General features: G+C 63.3%; 18 protein-coding genes. 6 read left to right on the top strand and 12 right to left on the bottom strand.

Features of this window, described 5'->3' with window-relative positions; genetic code table 11:
- The first annotated feature begins 60 nt into the window (after positions 1 to 60).
- The 3 genes from AC3Z8Y_RS05505 (at position 61) to AC3Z8Y_RS05495 (ending at position 3,098) form a co-directional block, all read left to right on the top strand.
- Positions 61 to 663 carry a short chain dehydrogenase gene (locus AC3Z8Y_RS05505; protein WP_490088779.1) on the top strand — a complete coding sequence of 201 codons (603 nt, stop codon included), beginning with the start codon at positions 61 to 63 and terminating at the stop codon, positions 661 to 663.
- A 52-nt stretch (positions 664 to 715) separates the two neighbouring features.
- Entirely contained in the window at positions 716 to 1,390 is a 675-nt protein-coding gene (locus tag AC3Z8Y_RS05500; protein ID WP_490088778.1) for a hypothetical protein, read from the top strand.
- 100 nt (positions 1,391 to 1,490) lie between these two features.
- Complete coding sequence (locus AC3Z8Y_RS05495; protein ID WP_490088777.1) at positions 1,491 to 3,098, top strand: NAD(P)/FAD-dependent oxidoreductase; 1,608 nt, start codon at positions 1,491 to 1,493, stop codon at positions 3,096 to 3,098.
- 6 nt (positions 3,099 to 3,104) lie between these two features.
- Here the strand turns inward: AC3Z8Y_RS05495 and AC3Z8Y_RS05490 are convergent, their stop codons facing one another.
- Positions 3,105 to 4,196, bottom strand: a complete 1,092-nt coding sequence (locus AC3Z8Y_RS05490; protein WP_490088776.1) for a PLP-dependent cysteine synthase family protein — start codon at positions 4,194 to 4,196, stop codon at positions 3,105 to 3,107.
- A 202-nt stretch (positions 4,197 to 4,398) separates the two neighbouring features.
- Between AC3Z8Y_RS05490 and nhaA the strand changes: the two genes are divergently transcribed.
- Positions 4,399 to 5,586 (top strand): Na+/H+ antiporter NhaA, encoded by a 1,188-nt coding sequence (gene nhaA / locus AC3Z8Y_RS05485; protein WP_490088775.1) that lies wholly within the window; start codon positions 4,399 to 4,401, stop codon positions 5,584 to 5,586.
- A 39-nt stretch (positions 5,587 to 5,625) separates the two neighbouring features.
- On the opposite strand, the gene AC3Z8Y_RS05480 is transcribed toward nhaA, so the two are convergent.
- The 5 genes from AC3Z8Y_RS05480 to dinG form a co-directional block, all read right to left on the bottom strand.
- A complete protein-coding gene (locus AC3Z8Y_RS05480; protein WP_181115137.1) occupies positions 5,626 to 6,090 on the bottom strand; it encodes an outer membrane lipoprotein in 465 nt (154 codons plus the stop codon).
- 79 nt (positions 6,091 to 6,169) lie between these two features.
- The gene (pdxH, locus tag AC3Z8Y_RS05475) at positions 6,170 to 6,817 is read right to left on the bottom strand and encodes a pyridoxamine 5'-phosphate oxidase (protein ID WP_490088774.1); all 648 of its coding nucleotides are present in this window, start codon (positions 6,815 to 6,817) and stop codon (positions 6,170 to 6,172) included.
- A gap of 13 nt (positions 6,818 to 6,830) precedes the next feature.
- The gene (locus tag AC3Z8Y_RS05470; protein WP_490088773.1) at positions 6,831 to 7,841 is read right to left on the bottom strand and encodes an OmpA family protein; all 1,011 of its coding nucleotides are present in this window, start codon (positions 7,839 to 7,841) and stop codon (positions 6,831 to 6,833) included.
- Positions 7,842 to 7,950: 109 nt separating this feature from the next.
- Positions 7,951 to 9,096, bottom strand: a complete 1,146-nt coding sequence (locus AC3Z8Y_RS05465; RefSeq protein WP_490088772.1) for a serine hydrolase domain-containing protein — start codon at positions 9,094 to 9,096, stop codon at positions 7,951 to 7,953.
- Positions 9,097 to 9,193: 97 nt separating this feature from the next.
- Positions 9,194 to 11,338, bottom strand: a complete 2,145-nt coding sequence (gene dinG, locus AC3Z8Y_RS05460) for an ATP-dependent DNA helicase DinG (protein ID WP_490088771.1) — start codon at positions 11,336 to 11,338, stop codon at positions 9,194 to 9,196.
- A 96-nt stretch (positions 11,339 to 11,434) separates the two neighbouring features.
- Here dinG and AC3Z8Y_RS05455 point away from each other — a divergent pair, with 96 nt between their 5' ends.
- Positions 11,435 to 11,842, top strand: coding sequence for a hypothetical protein (locus AC3Z8Y_RS05455; RefSeq protein WP_490088770.1), 408 nt, complete (start codon positions 11,435 to 11,437; stop codon positions 11,840 to 11,842).
- A 111-nt stretch (positions 11,843 to 11,953) separates the two neighbouring features.
- On the opposite strand, the gene AC3Z8Y_RS05450 is transcribed toward AC3Z8Y_RS05455, so the two are convergent.
- Positions 11,954 to 12,589, bottom strand: coding sequence for a TetR/AcrR family transcriptional regulator (locus tag AC3Z8Y_RS05450; RefSeq protein ID WP_181115146.1), 636 nt, complete (start codon positions 12,587 to 12,589; stop codon positions 11,954 to 11,956).
- A gap of 70 nt (positions 12,590 to 12,659) precedes the next feature.
- Here AC3Z8Y_RS05450 and AC3Z8Y_RS05445 point away from each other — a divergent pair, with 70 nt between their 5' ends.
- Positions 12,660 to 13,790, top strand: coding sequence for an aminotransferase class V-fold PLP-dependent enzyme (locus AC3Z8Y_RS05445; RefSeq protein ID WP_490088769.1), 1,131 nt, complete (start codon positions 12,660 to 12,662; stop codon positions 13,788 to 13,790).
- A gap of 214 nt (positions 13,791 to 14,004) precedes the next feature.
- Here AC3Z8Y_RS05445 and AC3Z8Y_RS05440 read toward each other — a convergent pair whose 3' ends face one another.
- Genes AC3Z8Y_RS05440 through mltG form a run of 5 tightly spaced genes read right to left on the bottom strand, consistent with a single transcriptional unit; the run spans position 14,005 to position 17,949 of the window.
- Positions 14,005 to 14,787, bottom strand: a complete 783-nt coding sequence (locus AC3Z8Y_RS05440) for a TatD family hydrolase (protein ID WP_490089943.1) — start codon at positions 14,785 to 14,787, stop codon at positions 14,005 to 14,007.
- 24 nt (positions 14,788 to 14,811) lie between these two features.
- Positions 14,812 to 15,168, bottom strand: a complete 357-nt coding sequence (locus tag AC3Z8Y_RS05435) for a PilZ domain-containing protein (protein WP_490088768.1) — start codon at positions 15,166 to 15,168, stop codon at positions 14,812 to 14,814.
- A 31-nt stretch (positions 15,169 to 15,199) separates the two neighbouring features.
- Positions 15,200 to 16,183 (bottom strand): DNA polymerase III subunit delta', encoded by a 984-nt coding sequence (locus AC3Z8Y_RS05430; RefSeq protein WP_490088767.1) that lies wholly within the window; start codon positions 16,181 to 16,183, stop codon positions 15,200 to 15,202.
- Positions 16,176 to 16,808: a dTMP kinase gene (gene tmk / locus AC3Z8Y_RS05425; protein WP_490088766.1), complete on the bottom strand. Its 633-nt coding sequence runs from the start codon at positions 16,806 to 16,808 to the stop codon at positions 16,176 to 16,178. The genes AC3Z8Y_RS05430 and tmk overlap by 8 nt, the downstream gene beginning before the upstream one ends.
- 10 nt (positions 16,809 to 16,818) lie before the next feature.
- On the bottom strand, positions 16,819 to 17,949 hold the full coding sequence (gene mltG / locus AC3Z8Y_RS05420; RefSeq protein ID WP_490088765.1) for an endolytic transglycosylase MltG: 1,131 nt from the start codon (positions 17,947 to 17,949) through the stop codon (positions 16,819 to 16,821).
- Positions 17,950 to 17,951: the final 2 nt, after the last annotated feature.

Here is a 17,951-nt window from a genome sequence, read left to right as displayed (position 1 = left end):
GTAGGTTATCCCACCCAACGCCGGGCGTAGAGTGTGGCTTCATCCAAAGAGGAGCCACTTATGAAAATCCTGTTGATCGGTGCAAGCGGGACCGTAGGCAGTGCTGTCGAGCAGGAACTGGGGCCGCGCCATGAGCTGATTCGCGCTGGCCGAAGCCACGGCGACGTTCGCGTGGATATCACTGACCCTGTATCCATTGGCGCGCTGTACCGGAAGGTAGGAACGGTAGACGCCGTGATCTGCGCGGCTGGCCAGGTGGTATTCAAGGCCCTGACGGAGATGACACCCGAAGACTTCGAACTGGGCCTTCGTAACAAGCTCATGGGCCAGGTGAACCTGGTGATGCTGGGCCAGGCCGTGCTCAACGACGGCGGCTCATTCACCCTCACCAGCGGGATTCTCAGCGAAGCGCCGATTGCCAGCGGTGCCAGTGCGGCCCTGGTAAACGGCGCATTGGACGCGTTCGTACGCGGCGCCGCCATCGAGCTGCCTCGCGGCCTGCGCATCAATTCGGTAAGCCCGACCGTGCTGGTCGAAGCCTTGCCGTCTTACGGGCCCTACTTCCGGGGGTTCAAACCCGCAACGGGCGCCGACGTCGCGCTAGCCTACGCGCGCAGTGTCGAGGGCCGGCAGACCGGGCAAACGTACCGCGTCGGTTACTAAGCGCGGCGGAATTACGTGGTAACGTGGCCGACCGATTGATGGAGGCCACCTGATGCACGTTGTTCGCCCCTTGCTGCTCGCCACCCTGCTCCCCCTGTTCGCCGGTTGCCAACTGTTCGACTTCATGGGGCATGACGCGCCAGCCGAGCTGTCGGGGCAAACCCGCATGCAGGGCACCTTGACCGCAGCAGAGGGCGGATTATTGTTCACCCCGTGCGACTCGTCGCGAACGTTCAAGGTGACCGATAACGGCACTACTGGCCTCGCCGAAGAAGCCGCCGCGATGGGCGACGGTTCGGCGGCGTTGTTCGCCGATGTCCGCGGCCGCTTCGATGGCAATACCGTGGAAGGCAGCGCAGGCGATTTGAACCTGCAAACCCTGTATCGCGTGGAGCGCGCCAGTGGCGGCTGCAAGGACCCGAACTTCAAGCTCAGCGGTTATTACGCGCAGGGTCATGTCCCCGAATGGACGGTGCGGGTGAGCCCCAACGGAATGAAAGTGCAACGTGAAGGTCAGCCCGACCTCGCCGTGCCGTACATGCAGGAACAGATACCCGGTGGTGGCACCAGCTTGAGCAGCGAAGCGAACCATCAACGGATCGAGCTATGGATCGCGCCCCAGCGCTGCGTAGACAGCACCCGGGTGACCTTCCTCAGCGCCGAGCTGCGGCTGGGGGACCAGGTGCAGCGCGGCTGCGCCTACCCCGGCGGTGCTCAAGCCCAGTAAGGCCGCGCGGCGGGTGCACCTGTGGCCGCGGCGCCGTGAGCGGGTATAATCGCCGGCTTGCATTAGCGCCGCGACAGCGCGGCCGGCCACTGGACCCACCATGTTACGAATTACCGAACTCAAACTCCCCCTGGATCACACTGACGACGCCTTGCGCCAGGCCATTGTCCAGCGGCTGAGCACTGCCAACGAAGACCTGTTGGCGTTCAGCATCTTCAAGCGCAGCTACGACGCCCGTAAAAAGAACTCCGAGCTGCTGTTCATCTATGCGGTGGACGTGGCCGTTGCCAACGAAGCCGCCCTGCTCGAGCGCTTCGCTGGCGACCATAACGTTGTGATCGCCCCGGACATGGCCTACCGCTTCGTGGGCCAGGCCTCCGCAGCGCTGGAACAGCGCCCCTTGGTAGTGGGCTTCGGCCCTTGCGGCATCTTCGCCGCGCTGCTGCTGGCACAAATGGGCTTCCGGCCGATCGTGCTGGAGCGTGGCAAGGAAGTGCGCCAGCGCACCAAGGACACCTGGGGCCTGTGGCGCAAGGCCGAGCTGAACCCGGAGTCCAACGTGCAATTCGGCGAAGGCGGCGCGGGTACCTTTTCCGATGGCAAGCTGTACAGCCAGATCCGCGACCCCCAGCACCATGGCCGCAAGGTGCTGGAAGAGTTCGTGAAGGCCGGCGCGCCGGAAGAAATCCTCTACGTGAACAAGCCCCATATCGGCACCTTCCGGCTTACCGGCATGGTGGAAAACATGCGTCAGGACATCATCGCGCTCGGCGGTGAGATCCGTTTCGAATCCAAGGTCAGCGACCTGCTGATCGAAGACGGGCAGGTGCAAGGTGTGGAGCTGGCGAACGGCGAGCAATTGCTGGCCCGCCATGTGGTGCTCGCACTGGGCCACAGCGCCCGTGACACCTTCCGCATGCTTCATGCCCGTGGTGTGTACATGGAAGCCAAGCCGTTCTCGGTCGGCTTCCGGATCGAGCACCCGCAGTCGGTCATCGACAAGGCGCGCCTTGGCAAATATGCAGGGCACCCCAAGCTGGGCGCGGCCGATTACAAGCTGGTGTATCACGCCAGCAACGGCCGCTCGGTGTACAGCTTCTGCATGTGCCCGGGCGGCACCGTGGTCGCGGCCACCTCCGAGCCAGGCCGTGTGGTCACCAACGGCATGAGCCAGTATTCGCGCAACGAGCGCAACGCCAACTCCGGCCTGGTGGTAGGTATCTCGCCCGAGCAGGACTACCCCGGTGGCCCGCTGGCCGGCATCGAGCTGCAGGAACAGCTCGAAGCTGCGGCTTACGTGATGGGAGGCAGCAGCTACCACGCCCCCGGGCAACTGGTGGGGGATTTCATCGCGGGCCGTGCTTCGACCGCCCTGGGCAGCGTCGAGCCATCCTACAAGCCCGGCGTGGCGCTGGTGGACCTTGCGGCTTCCCTGCCGGCTTTCGCCATCGAAGCCATCCGTGAAGCGCTGCCGGCCTTCGACCGCCAGATCAAGGGCTACAGCATGCACGACGCGGTGCTGACCGGGATCGAAACCCGCACCTCTTCTCCCCTGCGCATCACCCGGGACGAAAGCTTCCAGAGCCTGAACCTCAAGGGCCTGTTCCCGGCCGGGGAAGGTGCCGGCTACGCGGGGGGCATCCTGTCCGCGGGGGTAGACGGCATTCGAATCGCCGAAGCCGTGGCGCGAGACGTGTTGGGCGTCTGACGCCCTTCACCCATGGTGAGCCAGCACGGACGCTGGCAGCGGCGCACCCTGCTCTACCACCTCCCTGATGGCTGCCAGCGACTCGGCGAGGTCCAGGCCCTGGCTCGCCAGCCATCCCGCGTTGTAATACGTGCTCACGTAACGCTCGCCGCTGTCGCATAGCAGGGTGACGATAGAGCCATGGCGCCCTTCGTCCCGCATCAGCGCGGCGGCGGCCAGCGCGCCCACCAGGTTGGTGCCACTGGACGCTCCTACCCGCCGCCCCAGGTGCTCACTGAGGTAATGCATGGCCGCCAGCGACAATACGTCAGGCACCTTCACCATGCTGTCGATTACGCCCGGCATGAACGAAGGCTCAACACGTGGCCGCCCGATCCCTTCGATACGGGAGCCATGGGGCAATGTGAGTTCATGGTTACCGCTGCGGTAAGCCTCGAAGAATACCGACCGCTCGGCGTCGGCGCACAGCACGCGGCTGCGGTGCTGGCGATAGCGCACATAGCGGCCAAGGGTGGCAACTGTGCCCCCGGTGCCGGGGCTGGACACCAGCCAGTCCGGCTCGGGGTGCCGCTCAAGGCGCATCTGCTGGAAGATCGACTCGGCGATGTTGTTGTTGGCGCGCCAGTCCGTGGCCCGCTCGGCATACAGGAACTGATCCATGAAATGCCCACCAGTCTCGGCCGCCAGCTCCAGCGAGGCCTGATGGATTTGCGTAGGGTCGTCTACCAGATGGCTCTTGCCGCCATAGAAGGCGATTTGATCGATCTTCACTTGGGAAGTCGACGCCGGCATCACCGCGATAAAAGGCAACCCCAGCAAGCGCGCGAAGTACGCCTCTGAAATCGCCGTCGACCCGCTTGACGCTTCGATTACGGGCTTGCCGGGCTTGAGCCAGCCGTTACACAGGGCGTACAGGAACAACGAGCGGGCGAGCCGGTGCTTGAGGCTCCCGGTCGGGTGGCTGGACTCGTCCTTGAAATAAAGGTCGATGCCCGGGAACCCAGGTAGCGCGAAGGGAATCAGGTGAGTGTCGGCGCTGCGCTGGAAATCGGCCTCGATCAAGCGGATGGCGTCCAGGCCCCAGTTACGGTCGGTCATGTATAGAACCCTTTGGCGTGCCAGCGCTGATGCAAGTCAGCCGACACAAACGGAAACTCATTATTGGAATAGTCCGGAAAGCCACGGAGTGCGGGGGCCGCAGCTATTTTCAAACGGTTATAAGCTTATACTTTTTGTTTGCCGGGCGGCCACTGCAGGTTAGGGTACGCCTCCTTTCCACCCACGACCAAGGAGGGAGCCCTTGTCCGTACGCCTCTCGTTGCGCAAATTCTTCGCCATGGAAGCCACCGGTGGCCTGCTGCTGATCATCGCTGCCATCGTGGCCCTGGTGGCTAACAATTCGGCTGCTTCAGCGGGCTACCAGGCCTTTCTGGACATACCGGTTTGGCTGAAGATCGGCCCGCTGGAACTCTTCAAGCCCCTGCTGCTGTGGATCAACGACGCCTTGATGGCGCTGTTTTTCCTGCTGATCGGCCTCGAGGTAAAACGCGAAATGTTGCAGGGCCACCTGGCCAAGCCTTCCCAGGTGGTCCTGCCCGGTGCCGCCGCCATCGGTGGGATGGCAGTCCCCGCGCTCATCTACTGGGCATTGAACTATCAAGAGCCGGCCGCCGCGGCGGGCTGGGCAATCCCGACTGCCACGGATATCGCCTTCGCCCTGGGCGTACTGGCGTTGCTGGGCAAACGTGTACCGCCGTCGCTCAAGCTGTTCCTGATGACCCTCGCCATCATTGATGACCTGGGCGCGATCGTGATCATCGCGTTGTTTTACTCGGGCGCGCTCTCCAGCACGGCGCTGATGCTCGCCGCAGGCTGCCTGTTGGCACTCTTGGGTTTGAACCGCGCCAACGTGCGCCATCTGGCGCCTTACCTGCTGATCGGGATCGTGTTGTGGGTGTGCGTGCTTAAAAGCGGTGTGCACGCCACATTGGCCGGGGTCGCGCTGGCAATGTTCATCCCCTTGCGGGGAGAGGCGGAACACTCGGAGCCACCGCTGCTTCGGCTGGAGCATGCGCTCCACCCTTGGGTGGCCTATGCCATTCTTCCGCTGTTCGCCTTCGCCAATGCAGGGATTTCGCTGGCCGGCATGAGCCTGGAAAGCTTCACCCATCCGGTACCGCTGGGCATCACGCTGGGGCTGCTCGCGGGCAAGACCATCGGCGTGTTCGGGCTTACCTGGCTGGCGGTCAAGCTACGCCTGGCAGCGCTGCCAGCCGGGGCCAACTGGGGCCAACTGCTCGGTGTGGCCGTGCTGTGCGGCATCGGCTTTACCATGAGCATTTTCGTTGGCTCACTGGCCTTCGACGCTTCTACCAGTGTGTATGCCGGCCAGGATCGAATGGGCATTCTTACCGGTTCGTTCCTGGCGGCGGTAGGTGGTTACCTGATCATGGCAATTACCAGCCGAAAATCGCCGGCAGCTGCTTGAGCCGAGGGGCCTGAATGGGCCCCCAAGCTTGCAACGGTATCAGTGGCTGACGCGGCTGGTACCGTCCACAGTCATGATGCGCACGCGCTCGCCTACGCGGAACACTTCATTCTCCTGAACCTGCTGCACATAGGCGCGAGTGCTGCCGTCGTCTTCACGAACGGTGATTTCAACGCCTTGGGTACGGGTCAGGCCTTCTTCGGTCGCCGAACCGAGCAACCCACCCGCCACAGCGCCGATTACCGCCGCAACGATGCTGCCGCGGCCACCGCCAACGGTGCTGCCGGCCACGCCGCCCACGATGGCGCCAGCGCCGGTGCCGATGGGGGTTTTGGTCCCTTCGATCTTCACGGGCCGCAGGGATTCGATGGTGCCCATGCGCACGGTTTGCACGCGGCGGGCCTCATCGCGGGAATACGTGTCGCCGGTGAGGCTGGATGCACAGCCGCTCAGCAGAACGGTCATGGCGGTGAAGCAGCTGGCGAGAACAACAGAATTACGCATGGATCACACTCCGTAGGACAGACGGCTATTAGACGCCGTCCTACGAAGCGTGTCACGAAACCGAAGGGTTTTGAAGGGGTCAGGGCGCCAGGCGCTGACGATTCCAGGCACCTTGGTGCAAGCGGTAATCCAGGCGATCATGCAGCCGGCTGGGGCGCCCCTGCCAGAACTCGATCCGGTCGGGAACCAGACGGTAGCCGCCCCAGTGCTCAGGGCAGCTGGGCGGGGTATCTCCAAAGCGCTGGCGGGTGACTTCCAGAAGGTTTTCCAGCTCCGCCCGGCCTGTGATGGGCCGGCTTTGCGGCGACGCCCAGGCCCCAATGCGGCTTCCCAGCGGGCGCACCCGGTAGTACGCCTCAGACTCGGCCGGCGCCACTTTCAACGCCCTGCCCTCGATACGCACCTGGCGCTCGAGGGTAGGCCAGAAAAACGTCATCGCGGCGAAAGCGTTCAACGCCAGGTGCTGGCCCTTGGCGCTTTCGTAGTTGGTGAAGAACGTAAACCCCTGGTCATCCATGCCCTTGAGCAATAACACGCGGCAATGCGGGCGATTATCGCTGTCCACCGTCGCCAGGGTCATCGCGTTGGCTTCGACCGGTAGCTGCTCGGTTCGCACTGCCTCGTCAAACCACTTGCGAAACAGTACCAGCGGGTCGGCGGGAGCTTCGCTCTCGGTCAACCCATCCCGGGTATAGTCACGGCGCATGTCCGCCAGGGATTTACTCATCGTCGCGGCCCGCTCAGTTCTTGGCTTGCTGGTCTGCAACAGGTTTCTTCACCACGGCGGCCTTCTTCACCGCTGGCTTTTTCTTTGCCGTCACGGCAGCTGGCTTGCTCGCCTTCTTGCTTGTGACCGCTTTCTTCGCAGGGGCCGCGGGGGCGGCTGCCGGTGCGTCCGGAACGGCCTTCACGTCCTGCAGGGCGACGATAGCGGCAGCTACCGGGGTAGGCTGATCATACTTGGCCATCAGTGTGGCCATTCCGCTTTCCGGGGTTACCAGCATCTCAACGCGACGGTTCAGCGCACGCCCCGCCGGGCTGTCGTTGGCGGCACGGGGCACTACCGAACCCATGCCGCGCAGGCTCAGGCGGTTACGTTGCAGGCCGCTGAGGCGGAAGATCGCCGCCACCGACTGCGCCCGCTCGAGGCTGACCTTTTTGTTGGCATCGGCCGCGCCAGTGCCATCGGCATGGCCAAGGATCAGCACCGAGGTCTTGCTGTCACCTTCCAGCGCCTTGGCCACATTGGTAATGGGCGCAAGGGAAACCGGCAGCAGCATGGCCGGGCGGTCTGGGTTGAACGAACCGTCCACTGGCGCGGTGACTACCAGCATGTCGTCATGGCGCTCGAGTTGGAACTTGCTGCCCTTGATCGCTTCACGCAGTTTGGGCTCGTACGCATCCAGCCAGGCCTTGGTGACCGCTGGATCAACTTTCGCGGCAGCAGCGATGGCCGCCGCCGGGGCGCCCTTGGGATTGACCGCCGCAGCCGGGGCCTTCGCTTCGCCGCCGAACGGCCACCACCAGTGACCCTCGCTGGCTGCCTTGGCATCGGAGGCCGCCTCGGCCTTTGCCACCCGATCCTGCACGGCCTGTTCTACGCCATTGTCCTTGGCCACTTCCTTGGCAGCCTCCTCCCGGCCGAAGGGCCACCAGCCCGCATCCGCTTTGGAGGGAGCTTCCTGCGAGGTGTGAGCACAGCCTGTAATGGCCAGGCACAAGGCGAAAGCGAGAGTCTTCTTGGCGTACATGGTAGATCCGGAAAGTGGAGTCAATAAATCGGGTTAGAAAACCCACATAAATCGTTGATTGGATGGTAGAACATTCCAGCGCCAGTGAGCTACCGTCGGTCGTGTCGCGCTACAGGCACTGCGCAACCGCGCGGGCAAGTTTTTGCGCGCGCGGGTCCATCAATATGTAAGGGCCAAGCGTGTTGGTGACGAAGCCGAACGCCACGCCACTGTGCGGGTCTGCGAAACCCACCGAGCCGCCAGCGCCGGGATGGCCGAATGCACCTGGCCCCATTCCGAAGGTAGCGTTGGCGAGCGTTGGCTGGTCGAGCATACACCCAAGCCCGAAGCGCGTTGGTGTGAGCAAGGTCAGGTCGTCGCCCTGGCTATGTTCACGCGTGAGTTCATCGAGCCACTCGCCGTCCAGCAGTTGGCCTTCAAGCAGGCCCTGATAAAAGCCCGCAAGGCTTCGAGCGTTGCCATGGCCGTTCGCGGCGGGTTGCTCCATGCGCCGCCATTCCGGCTTGTTGGTGCTGGTGAGAATGGAAGGCGGGTTGGTAAAGGCTCGCGTACTCAGCGCTTCCGGCTCGCGCAGTGTCACCTGAAGCAAACGCTGGGCGGCGGCGTCTCCCGGGTTGCCTTTGCCGCGAGCCACGTGGGCGACGCGATGGAATTCGCTGTCGCTCAGGCCGATATGAAAGTCCAGATCCAGCGGTGCCACTACCCGCTCCACGATCGCGCGGCCGGGCGAACGCCCGTCCACTCGCCGAATTACCTCTCCAAGCAGCCAGCCGTAGGTGATCGCCGCATAGCCGTGGGCAGTCCCAGGCTCGAACCAGGGGCGCTCCGCCGCCAACGCCGCGGTCATCACGTGCCAGTCATACAACGCCTCGGCTGGCAGAAGCTCACGCAGCGCCGGCAGGCCGGCCCGGTGGCACAGCAGCTGACGCACGGTGATCGACGCCTTGCCGTTCACGGCAAATTCGGGCCAGTACCGCGCCACTGGGGCGTCCAGAGCGAGCTTGCCCTCGGCGGCCAGCTGCAGTGCTGCCACTGCGGTGAAGGTTTTGGTGCATGAGAACAGGTTCACCAGCGTATCGCTGTGCCAGGCCTCGGTGCCGTCCTTGTCGCTGCTGCCGCCCCACAGATCGACCACCGTTTCGCCGTTTACCTGCACGCACAAGGCCGCTCCACGCTCCTGGCGATCCTCGAACAGCGCAGCGAACGTATCGCGCACCGTTTCGAATTCCAGCGAATAATGGCCTTTGATTAGCACAGAAGCTCCCGGCGGGTTTGGCAAAAAATGGTCTGGCATTGTTTCAGCCATTCATGGCTTTGTGAAGGGAATCGGCAGGGCGCTCGGCGGGCGCCTGCTAGCCGATTTCCCGGCGAAACGGTGGCAAGGCATCGAGAATGGCCTTGCCATAGCGTTGGGTAACCACGCGGCGGTCCAGCAAGGTGATCATTCCCCGGTCCTGTTCGGTGCGCAGCAAGCGGCCGCAGGCCTGGATCAGGCGCAGGGACGCATCCGGCACGGCGATTTCCATGAAGGGGTTCCCCCCGCGCGCCTCGATCCATTCGGCCAACGCTGCTTCCACGGGGTCGTCGGGCACCGCGAAGGGTATTTTCGCGATCACCACGTGCTCGCAATAGGCCCCGGGAAGGTCGACGCCCTCGGCAAAGCTGGCGAGGCCGAACAATACGCTGCTTTCCCCGTCGTCGACCCGCGCCTTGTGCTTGTTCAACGTCTCCTGCTTGGACAGGTTGCCCTGAATGAACACCTGGCGGCGCCATTCACGGTCCAGCCCGTCGAATACGTCCTGCATCTGCCGGCGGGACGAGAACAAGACGAGCGAGCCACGGGAGCCTTCGACCAGCCCGGGGAGCTCACGGATGATCGCGGCAGTATGGGCAGCGGCATCACGTGGGTCGGCCCGTAGGTCCGGCACCCGCAGCACCCCGGCGTCGGCATGATGGAACGGGCTGGGGACCACGGCCGTGACGGCATCCCTGGGTAGCCCGGCGCGCATGCGGAAACGGTCGAAGCGGCCCAGCGCGGTCAGCGTGGCGGAGGTTACCACTGCGCCGAAGGCCACATTCCAGAGGTTGCGACGCAGCATTTCCGCTGCCAGGATGGGGCTGGCGTTCACTTCGAGGTCGTACAGCGAACCGGCTTCCACCAGGGTGAGCCAGCGCGCCATGGGCGGGCTGCCTTCCGGATCCTCCGCGGTGAAGGCGACCCACAGCTCCCAACTGCCCTGCGCGCGGGCGAGCAGGGTGCCGAACAGCGGGTACCATTCCTCTGCCTGGTGGCTGGCGATCCCGATATTCACCTCGCCTTCCATCCCTTCCTTGAGCAACTCGGCCAGGCGGGTGTAAAGGTCAGTGAGCCGGGCGAAGCCTTTTTTCAGCTCCAGGCCCATCTCGCGGATATGTTCGGGCACCAGCCCGCCCACGAACCGATGCCGTGGCCGTTCGCGGCCTTCCATGTCTTCGCCGGGCCGGAAGTCGGCCAGTTGTTCGCAGGCGCCGTACATGAACTGCATTTGTGCCTTGAGCTCGCGAGCCAGCTCCGGCACCTGCTCGATCAGCTTGCCGAGGTCACCCGGCAACGGATGCTGGGCAAGCAGCTTGGTAAGGTTGCGAGCCGTTTGTTCAAGCCAGTCGGCCGTTGAGCGCAGCCGCGTGAAATGGGCGAAGTGGCCGATGGCTTTGTCCGGCAGGTGATGCCCCTCGTCGAACACATAGAGTGTGTCTTTCGGGTCTGGCAGTACGGCGCCGCCGCCGAGGGCAAGGTCGGCCAGGACCATGTCATGGTTGGTGACGATCACGTCTACCTTGCCCATGCCTTCGCGCGCCTTGAAGAAGGTGCACTGTTGGAAGTTCGGGCAATGGCGGTTGGTGCACTGGCTATGGTCGGTGGTAAGGCGCGCCCAGACAGGATCTTCCAACGCCTCGGGCCAGCTGTCACGGTCGCCGTCCCAACGGTTGCCGGCCAGCTTCTCGATCATTTTGGTGAACAGTTTGAGGCTGGCCTCGTCCACGTCGATGGAAAAGCCTTCGTCCTCGAACAACTGGGCGGTGGCGTTCTGCGCTTGCCCTTCTTGCAGCAAGCCATCGAGCTTGGACAGGCACAGATAGCGCCCACGCCCCTTGGCCAGCGCGAAGGTGAAGTTGAGCCCGGCGTTGCGCATGATGTCCGGGAGGTCCTTGTGGACGATCTGTTCCTGCAGCGCCACGGTAGCGGTAGCGATCACCAGCCGCTTGCCAGCAGCCTTGGCGGCAGGAATGGCCGCCAGGCTGTACGCAACGGTTTTACCGGTACCCGTGCCTGCCTCGACCGCAACCACGGCCGGTTCGCTCACGCGCCGCCCCTCCTCGTCGCACGGGACGGCGCCCAGCGCCTTGGCCACCTCGGCGATCATCAGGCGTTGGCCATAACGGGCCTTGAGCCCCTTGGCCTCGAGAAAACGGCTATAGGCGCCCTGGATGGTTGATTTGAGTTCAGTGCTGAGCATGGAGTCCGAGCGGCCCAAAGGGCTGGATGGATTATCAGTAGTTCGGGAAGGTCGCTATCATACCCGCTATTGCCTGAGGCGCCGACCGAAAGTCCGATGAACTCCACAACTTTTCATTTCAACGCCTCGCTCGCGCTTGGCGCGGCGGCCGCTGCGTGCTGCCTTACGCTGGCATACAGCGCCATTCATGCGCGTAAACCGCAACGGCTGCGCCTGGGTTGTGGGCTTGCCTGGGCCTGCCTGGCAGTGCTGGGAGGTTGCCTGATCGCCTGGTTCAGAAGCCGTTTTCCCAGCCTGGAGACAGCGCCTCGGCCGGTGCAGTGGCAACTGGGCGCTACCCTGGCGGCGGGCGCATTGCTGGCCCGGGTAAGCCTGTTGCGCGCTGGAGAACTGGCCGCCGCTGATGGCTATGGCGCTGTTCGCCTGGCGCGTATCGTGCGCTGGCAGTTGGTCGCGGCTGCGGTGCTGCTGGGGGTGGGTACGGTGGTGGGAGTGGCAGGGTAGCGATCAAAGCAGCCCTGCCGGGCTGGTCGCCGCCAAGGCGGGCTGCTACAGAGCCGTATTGGCGGGGATGCAAGAAGGCCGTATTGGCGGATGCAAGAGAGCGAGCGCCGTTCAGGCTGGCCCGTCGCCGTCGCGCTTGCGCTTGTTGCCCATCCGTACGCCGATGTCCATGAGGAACTGGAAAAACCCTTCCTGGTCCTCCAGCACATTGCTCCAGAACGGCGAGTGATAGAGCGCTACGGCGCCATGTACCAATGCCCATGAGGCGCAGTAATGGAAATACGGCGGCACATCTTCGAGCTTGCCTTCATCGATGCGGCCTTTGATCAGCTGCGTAAGCCGATCGAAGTTCGATGCCCGAATGCTGTGCAGCTCGGTGACCATTTCGGGTACCTGGTTGCCCTTCACCACTTTCTCTTCCAGACGGTCGAACAGCCGGTAGCGCTGTGGGTCGCGCATGCGGAACTCGAAATACGCGCGCGACAGTGCTTCCTTGTCGCGGTCCACGTCAGCGGAGTGCAACAGGCCGTTGAGGTCGCGCTCATAATCGAGCATCAGCCGCAGGTAGATTTCGGCCTTGGATTTGAAATGCTTGTAGATGGTCCCTTTGCCGATACCCACCGCATCGGCGATCATCTCCACGGTCACGCTGTCCTCACCCTGTTCCAGGAACAGTTTGAGCGCCGTGTCGAGGATTTCCTGTTCCCTACGGCGGAATTCGCGGACCTTTCTAGGTTCTTTTTGCATACACGGACCGGGGCTGAATCGAAGCCGGTATTATGCCTAATTTGCGTCAAATTGCACGGATCATCCGAATATGTCCACGTTTGTAGACGAGTTCCCCCAAGCCTCAGGGCTGCTGTATCTCAACCATGCGGCGGTCTCGCCCTGGCCGCGCCGCAGCGCCGAGGCGGTCACCCGCTTCGCTCAAGAGAACGTGCTGATCGGCGCCCGCGATTACCCGGCCTGGCTGGACGTGGAGCAGCGCCTGCGTGATCGCTTGCAACGCTTGCTGAACGCCCCGTCGGCCGCCGACATCGCGCTGGTGAAAAACACTTCCGAAGCCCTTTCATTCGTGGCATTCGGCCTGGACTGGGCGCCAGGCGACCAGGTTGTGATCAGCGACGAGGAATTTCCTTCCAACCGTATCGTCTGGGAAGCCCTCGCGCCCAAGGGCGTGGAAGTCATCAAGGTCAACCTGGCAGGCCCGGACCCGGAAGCCGCGCTGTTGAACGCCTGCGGCCCACGCACCCGCTTGATGGCTATCAGTGCGGTGCAATACGCCAGCGGCCTTAAGATGGACCTCGTGCGCCTCGGCCAGGGGTGCAAATCACAAGGTGTGCTGTTCTGCATCGATGCGATCCAACAGCTGGGCGCCGCACCGTTCGATGTACAGGCCTATGAATGCGATTTCGCCATGGCGGACGGGCACAAATGGATGATGGGGCCCGAGGGCCTTGGTGTGTTCTATTGCCGTGCCGAACTGCGTTCAACCCTGCGGCTGCAGGAATATGGCTGGCATATGCTGGAGCACATGGGCGACTACACCCGTGATACCTGGGAGCCGGCCAACAGTGCCCGGCGCTTTGAATGCGGCAGCCCGAATATCCTCGGCACCATGGCGCTCGAAGCTAGCCTGGGCCTGCTCGAAGAAGCAGGTATGGCGAACGTAGCCCAGGCAATCGAAGACCGCATCGTGGCGCTGATTGCCGGCATCGAGCGTATCCCGGGCGCCCGGATTCACTCTCCGCTCGCAACCGAACGCCGGTCGGGCATTCTTTCCTTTAGCGTGGATGGCAAGGACAGCCTCGCCTTGCACAAGCAATTGATGGCCGAAGGGGTAGTGTGTATCCCGCGCGGGAAGGGCGTGCGCTTCTCGCCTCACTTCTATACCCGCGAGAGTGTGATCGCTGAAGCCTTGGCGATCTTGACCCGACTGTGCAGCTGAGTTGTCAGCAAGCGGCGGTTGATTCCAAAACTGTTTAAAAAACGACCATTTTCAGCTGGACGAATAGGCAAGCTAGCCAATACTGAAACTGTTGGTACGCCCTACCCCCCATAGGGTGAACCGATAAAGGTGTCGACGGACCGCGCACCTTTGTTTTACTCCTAATGGTCTTAACCCGGATTCCCCCCCAGAACCCGGGTTTTTTTTGCCTGCTTCAAGCCACCCGCGCCTGCGGAAACAGCTGCCGGAAGTTCGCGGTGGTTTGCGCGGCAAACTGTTCATAAGGTTCGCCACGAAGGTCGGCAAGAAAAGCCGCCACTTCATACACGTATTGGGGCAGGTTCGGCTTGCCTCGGTAGGGGATCGGCGCGAGATATGGCGAGTCCGTTTCGACCAGCAGGCGATCGGCCGGGACCTGCCGGGCCACTTCACGCAAGGCTTCGGCATTACGGAAGGTGACAATGCCGGAAAGGGAGATATAAAAGCCCAGGTCCAGCGCAGCCTTGGCCATGGCCCAGTCTTCGGTAAAGCAATGCAGCACGCCGCCCTGGGGCAAGGCCGCTTCGCGCAGCAGGTCCAACGTGTCGGCCTGGGCGGCGCGGGTATGCACGATCACCGGTTTGCCAGTGATGGCGGCTGCCTCCAGGTGCAAGCGAAACGAGGCTTTCTGAACCTCGGCCGATTCAGGTTCGTAGTGATAATCCAGCCCCGTCTCGCCAATGGCCACCACGCGCGGGTGGTCCAGCTCGTTCAACAGCCACGGCAGGGTAGGCGCGCCTTCCGGGGCCACATCCAGCGGGTGAATGCCCACCGAACAATCCACGTCCTCATACCGGTCCGCCAGGTCTCGGACCGCCTGAGCGTTATCCGCGCTCACGCCGATGCATAGAAAATGGCCCACGCCCCTCGCCCGGGCCGCATCCAGCGCGGCGTCGAGGGACCCGCCGTGGAGGGAGAGGTCGAGACGGTCGAGGTGGCAGTGGGAATCGACAAGCAGCGGCGAGGAAGAAGTCATTGGGCTCTACATGGTGTGGGTCGGCCGGTCCGACTTCAGCGCACCGGCGAGGTAGGTTTCGATTTTGTTGCGGGCGGTATCGTCGCCATCATTGAACTGTACGCCCACGCCGGCGGCCCGGTTGCCCTGCGCACCGCGCGGGGTGATCCAGGCGACCTTGCCCGCCACCGGGATCTTCTCAGGCTCATCCATCAGGTTGAGCAACATGAAAAGTTCGTCGCCGAGCCGGTAGCTCCTGGCGGTGGGGATGAACAGCCCGCCGTTCTTGATAAATGGCATATAGGCGGCGTACAGCACTGCCTTGTCCTTGATGGTCAGCGACAGGATACCGCTACGCGGACCCGGAGCGATCGGCTGGTTCATTGATCATCCTTACTACTGAAGAAGTGCCCGCCTAGCGCTGATCTGGCAAAGCCAGCCAGGACACCAGCAAGGTTTCGAGTAGCAATACACGGTTGAGGTTCGCTTTTGAAAGCACCTTCTGGCGATGCTGAAGCACCCAGTCCTGGATAGCCATCACTTTGCCAGTTGTTGTTTTCTGGGCGAGATATTGCAGCACTTTGCGCATATCACTCAAGCCTAAACCGTCTTCGTCTTGCGTCAACCGGTACCGCAGCAACCGCTGGGCCCAGTCGCAGAACCAATCGAACAGCCAGATCAGCGGCACATCTTTCCAGCTTTCGGCCAACTGCGTGGGGCTTTGCTGTTGCTTGAGCAGGCGTTTGACACCCTCCACCACTGTGGCGCGCTGGCCGAGCACGTCCTGAGCGTGCAATTGCCTGGCCGCCAAAGGCGACTCATTGGCCAGGGCGAGCAGTTCTTTCCTCGCCTCGGCTGGTACATCCGGCAATGCGGCAGCGAGCCATTGCGCAGCCTGTTCGGGCGTGGGCAGCGGGCAAGGTTGCTGCACGCATCGGCTACGAAGGGTAGGCAACAACCGGCTGGGTTGATGACTTACCAGCAACATCACCGTATTGCCCGAAGGCTCTTCCAGGCTTTTGAGCAACGCATTGGCGGCGTTGAGGTTCATCGCCTCCACCGGCTCGATCAGCACCACTTTGCGCCCGCCCAGTTGAGCGGTCTGGCTCACGAAATCCACCAGCCGGCGCACCTGGTCCACCACGATCGCCTTGTCTACTTCCTCGGGCTGCAGCAGGAAGTTATCCGGGTGGCTGCCTGCGGCTAACAGCAGGCAACTCTTGCATTGGCCGCAGGGCTTGCCTGCGCTGGCGCTGCACAGCAACAACCGCATGAACTGCTCGGCCAATACCCGCTTGCCGATCCCGGCGGGGCCTTGCAACAGGTACGCATGGGCGTGCTCGGTTCGGCTGCTCAGTTGCTGCCACAGCCCGGCCTGCCACGGGTAGGGCTCACCCACGGGCGCGCTCCAGCCAATGGGGCAAGCTATCGTGCAACCGCGCCTGAACCTCTGCCAGGGGCAGGCTGGCGTCGATCACCTGGTAGCGCAGTGGGTCGGCCGCGGCGCGTGCCAGATACGCCTGGCGCACGGCGTCGAAGAAGCTTCGCGCTTCCTGTTCGAAGCGGTCCAGCCGGCCACGTGCCGCCGCGCGCGCCAGCCCCACTTCGACAGGAAGATCGAATACCAGGGTGAGATCTGGGCGCAGGCCACCCTGCACGAAGGCTTCAAGCTGGGCGATGCGCTCTGTTGGTACGCCGCGCCCACCCCCTTGATACGCATAGGTGGCATCGGTGAAGCGATCACACAGCACCACCGCGCCCCGCGCCAATGCCGGGCGTATGACCTGGTCGATATGCTGGGCCCGGGCGGCGAACATCAGCAGCAGCTCGGTATCCACAGCCATGGGTTCTTCGCTGGGCGCCAGCAATAGCTCACGAATGCGTTCGGCAAGCGGGGTGCCACCGGGCTCGCGGGTAAGCTGCACGTCTTTTCCGGCGTCACGCAGGCGGGCGGCAATATAATCGCGGTTGGTGCTTTTGCCGGCACCTTCCGGCCCTTCCAGGGTGATGAACAGACCGCTCACTCAGGCTTCCTCATGGTTGTTGCGTTTCTTCGGCGGGGGCAGCCATCGCTGGGGCGGCCGGGGCGTCGACGCCCGTACCCCCCTCCCCCACGCCCGCAGGCACAGGCGTGGGACCGGGGCTGGAGCGATAGTCTGCGCGCCGCTTGAGCTGGTATTGGCGCACAGCCTGGTTGTGCGCTTCGATATCATCGGAGAACACATGGCTACCGTCGCCCTTGGCGACGAAATACAGGCTGCTTCCGGCCGTGGGGTTCAGCGCGGCACGAATGGCTTCGCGGCCTACCATCGAAATAGGCGTTGGCGGTAGCCCGGGGTTCAGGTACGTGTTGTAGGGGCTGGGTTCGCGCAGATCGGCGCGGGTGATCCGCCCGGTGTAACGCTCGCCCATGCCGTAGATGACCGTGGGGTCGGTTTGCAAAAGCATGCCAGCGGCCAGCCTGCGCACAAACACGCCGGCTATTTCCCCGCGCTCTTGAGGTACGCCTGTTTCCTTCTCGATCAGCGACGCCATGACAAGCGCCTGGTAAGGCTCGGTGTAGGGCAGGTCGCCTGCGCGGGCCTGCCACTCCTGAGCCAGCACCGTATCGAGGCGATCGAACGCCTGCTCCAGCAGTTGCGCGTCGCTCATCCCCTTCACGTATTTGTAGGTATCCGGGAAGAACCGCCCTTCGGGAAACACGCCGGGGTGGCCGAGCTTGGCCATCACCTGCTCATCGGTAAGCCCTGCCAGCGTTTGCTTGAGCTTTTCCTGGCGGTCGAGGGCGGCCCGCACCTGGCGGAAGGTCCAGCCTTCGACAAGGGTAAGGCTGTACTGCACTACCTCACCACGTTGCCATAGGCTGAACATTTCCCGCACCGTGGTGGTGGGCCCCAGGCGGTACTCACCAGTGTGCAGCGGCTGGCTGTCCAGGTTGAACCGCCAGTAGAGGCGAGCCCAAAACGCGCCCTTGAGTGCGCCCTGGTCTTCGAGGCGGTTGAGCATGCCGCCTGGCGATGCGCCAAGGGGTACGTCGATCAGCTGTTCCGCCGGCAATGACAGCGGTTGGTCCAGCACGGCCTGGACACGCCAGACGGCCAGCCCCATGGCGATGCCAGCGAGGATGACCAGGGTTTCGATCAGCAGCAGGAGTTTGCGTAGCACTG

It is taken from the genome of Pseudomonas sp. 3MAES_34.3B (assembly GCF_058145875.1).
The sequence above is the reverse complement of the archived record's forward strand: the minus strand, read 5'-3'. Positions and strand labels throughout refer to the sequence as shown.

Coding starts and splice junctions, on each gene's coding strand:
- AC3Z8Y_RS05505 (WP_490088779.1), top strand. CDS start 61: ATGAAAATCCTGTTGATCGGTGCAAGCGGGACCGTAGGCAGTGCTGTC.
- AC3Z8Y_RS05500 (WP_490088778.1), top strand. CDS start 716: ATGCACGTTGTTCGCCCCTTGCTGCTCGCCACCCTGCTCCCCCTGTTC.
- AC3Z8Y_RS05495 (WP_490088777.1), top strand. CDS start 1,491: ATGTTACGAATTACCGAACTCAAACTCCCCCTGGATCACACTGACGAC.
- AC3Z8Y_RS05490 (WP_490088776.1), bottom strand. CDS start 4,196: ATGACCGACCGTAACTGGGGCCTGGACGCCATCCGCTTGATCGAGGCC.
- AC3Z8Y_RS05480 (WP_181115137.1), bottom strand. CDS start 6,090: ATGCGTAATTCTGTTGTTCTCGCCAGCTGCTTCACCGCCATGACCGTT.
- pdxH (WP_490088774.1), bottom strand. CDS start 6,817: ATGAGTAAATCCCTGGCGGACATGCGCCGTGACTATACCCGGGATGGG.
- AC3Z8Y_RS05470 (WP_490088773.1), bottom strand. CDS start 7,841: ATGTACGCCAAGAAGACTCTCGCTTTCGCCTTGTGCCTGGCCATTACA.
- dinG (WP_490088771.1), bottom strand. CDS start 11,338: ATGCTCAGCACTGAACTCAAATCAACCATCCAGGGCGCCTATAGCCGT.
- AC3Z8Y_RS05455 (WP_490088770.1), top strand. CDS start 11,435: ATGAACTCCACAACTTTTCATTTCAACGCCTCGCTCGCGCTTGGCGCG.
- AC3Z8Y_RS05450 (WP_181115146.1), bottom strand. CDS start 12,589: ATGCAAAAAGAACCTAGAAAGGTCCGCGAATTCCGCCGTAGGGAACAG.
- AC3Z8Y_RS05445 (WP_490088769.1), top strand. CDS start 12,660: ATGTCCACGTTTGTAGACGAGTTCCCCCAAGCCTCAGGGCTGCTGTAT.
- AC3Z8Y_RS05435 (WP_490088768.1), bottom strand. CDS start 15,168: ATGAACCAGCCGATCGCTCCGGGTCCGCGTAGCGGTATCCTGTCGCTG.